Genomic DNA, 2,253 nt, shown 5'->3' with positions numbered 1-2,253 from the left:
TCCTCGCTGCCATCCCTGGCGACCCTGACAGATCCCTCGTCGACGGCCACCGGCATGGCCTCGCTGATGAACACCCCCTCGGATCTCCTCACCGGGCTGTCCCCCGACAGCCTGGCCAACGATCTGGTGAACGGGACCAACGCGGTGTCCGGTGCGCTGTCGGCAAGCTATGCCACCTTGCTGCCCACCGCAGACGCCACCAACGCCCTGCTCACTACGCTACCCGCCTACGACGTCAGCCTGTTCGCCCAGGGCCTGGAAGCAGGCAACATCATCGACGCCATCGGTCAGCCGATCGCCGCCGACACCTACCTGGTGCCATTGGTGGGCGCTTGGGAAACCTTCGCCGTCGTGGGCCAGCTCTCAACGGTGATCGGCGACTTGGCCGGCCTCATCCCCTGACACAGTTCCGAGCCGCGCACGATCGGCCACGCCACGGACCCACCCCGGGCTTACCTCGTCGGGTTTCCGTTCACGGTGGGTCCACGCGCTCGTCGTCGATGCGCATCATGTCGAAGAAGCGGCCGACGAACAGCGGCGGGTAGGCGCCGGCTCCGGCCCCCGACATCCATTGCGCCGCGGCGTCGGGATGCTCGATCCACTCGCGCGCACCCTGCTCGTCGCCAAGCTCCTGCAGGATGAGCACCTCGTGCTCGTCGTCGAACGCCTGGAACACCCAGGTTTTCCGGATCCCGGCGGCGCTGAACCGGTCCATCGCGACGCGAACGCCCGAGTTCAGGGTCGCCACGTCGTCGACGGAGGCGAACGCGGCGACCACCACCCCCGGCGCTTTGGGGGTCGCCGACTGCTCGGCCGCGAACCTGTCGACGATCTCACCTGCGAAGACCGCGGGGATGTCGTCGACGCCGGCTTCGTCGAACCAATCGAAGAACACCCGCGAGCGCAGCAGTTCGACGATCGGCTCCCGGCTTTGCACGCCGATCATCACCAGCACACGTCCGTAGTCGTGCGTGGACAGGTACACGAGCACGTGGTGGGCGCCGATGTCGGCGAGGGCCGATTTGTTGCGCTCCAGCAGGGGCCACACCAGCGTCGGGTCGGGAACTCGGTAGTCCGACGCGATGACCATCGAGTGGATGTCGTCCGTCATCGCCGCGGCCTACACCGGGTTGAATGACGAAATGAGCCACTTCCCATCGGCTTTGGTCAGCTCGACCAGGACGCTGCTCGACGTGAGGGTCGGCTCCGGCCGGTCTTTGCTCTGGGTGCTCTGGTTGACGAACAACAGCACCTTGGCCGAGCCCGGATGGATCTCCGACATGGCGGCACGAAGCACCACCGCGTTCGTCTGCACCGATTTCTGCTTGGCGGCCGGCGCGACGATTTCACGGGTGAACTGGTTGTAGTACGTCAGGAAGTCCCCCGTCAGATGCGACTTCGCGGAGGAGAAGTCGTGGTCGAGCGTGTCGGGGGAATAGGACAGGACCGCGACCGTCCCCTCACTGGCCGCTGCGATGGCCGCCTTGGCGGCCGCGCCGTCGGTCTCGCGGTCGGGCAGGTAGGAGAAGTAATACAGGCCGCCCAGCAACCCCAACGAGGCCACCACCACCAACGCCAGCACGGCGGGCAGGAGTTTCCCAGACAACCGACGTTTCACCTGTCCGGCAACGCGTTTCAGCCAGCCCGGCGCGGCCCGGTCGGCGCCGGTGTCCGCGCCCGCCTCGGGGGCCTCCTCGGCATCCTCGGCCTCTGCGGTCTCCCCGACCGTAGTCGCCTCCGAAAGTTCCGCGGTCTCTGGGACCGGCGTTTCGTCTGCGGTCACGGCACGAACTCGACTTTCGATATCTTGATCTGATCGCCGTCGCGGGCGACCGTCACGATCAGCCGGTAGTTACGGGGATCCTGTTTTGCGCCGGCTGCGTTGGTGACCTCGGAGGTGGAGGCGACCAGCACCGTCGCCGAATTGTCGGTCATCGAGCCCGGTTCCACCGCCGCCGCCGCGACGGTACCCTGCGACACGACCTTGGACTGTTCGACCACCTTGACGAAGTCGTCAGCCATCTTGAGGAAGTCGTCCTTGAACGAACCGGTGGAGTCGTCGAGGATGCCCTGCACGCTCTGCTTGGCGTTGTTGAAATCCATCGACGTCAAGGTCACGACGCCCTGGCGCGCGGCGGCGATGAACTCGGCCGAACGCTGGCGCTGCCGGACGGCGTCGCGATGCTCCTTGACCATGTACCCGGCGCCCGACAGCGCGGCCAGGACGACGATCCCGGCCGCAGCGGATGCGAC

Annotated in this window: 2 protein-coding genes and 2 pseudogenes; 1 reads left to right on the top strand and 3 read right to left on the bottom strand. The window is 66.7% G+C overall.

What is annotated here, in order from left to right; translation table 11 throughout:
- Positions 1–402: pseudogene (locus AC2VOK_RS04400) on the top strand (hypothetical protein); the annotation flags it as partial.
- 70 nt (positions 403–472) lie between these two features.
- Here AC2VOK_RS04400 and AC2VOK_RS04395 read toward each other — a convergent pair.
- From AC2VOK_RS04395 to AC2VOK_RS04385, 3 genes and pseudogenes are all read right to left on the bottom strand, one after another.
- Positions 473–1,111 (bottom strand): fatty-acid--CoA ligase, encoded by a 639-nt coding sequence (locus AC2VOK_RS04395; RefSeq protein WP_343709692.1) that lies wholly within the window; start codon positions 1,109–1,111, stop codon positions 473–475.
- Positions 1,112–1,120: 9 nt separating this feature from the next.
- Entirely contained in the window at positions 1,121–1,804 is a 684-nt protein-coding gene (locus AC2VOK_RS04390) for a twin-arginine translocation pathway signal (protein ID WP_428899398.1), read from the bottom strand.
- A pseudogene (locus tag AC2VOK_RS04385) lies at positions 1,780–2,253 on the bottom strand (hypothetical protein); the annotation flags it as partial. The gene AC2VOK_RS04390 and the pseudogene AC2VOK_RS04385, both read right to left, overlap by 25 nt.

The organism is Mycobacterium sp. TH-M116, from assembly GCF_057473685.1.
The sequence above is the reverse complement of the archived record's forward strand: the minus strand, read 5'-3'. Positions and strand labels throughout refer to the sequence as shown.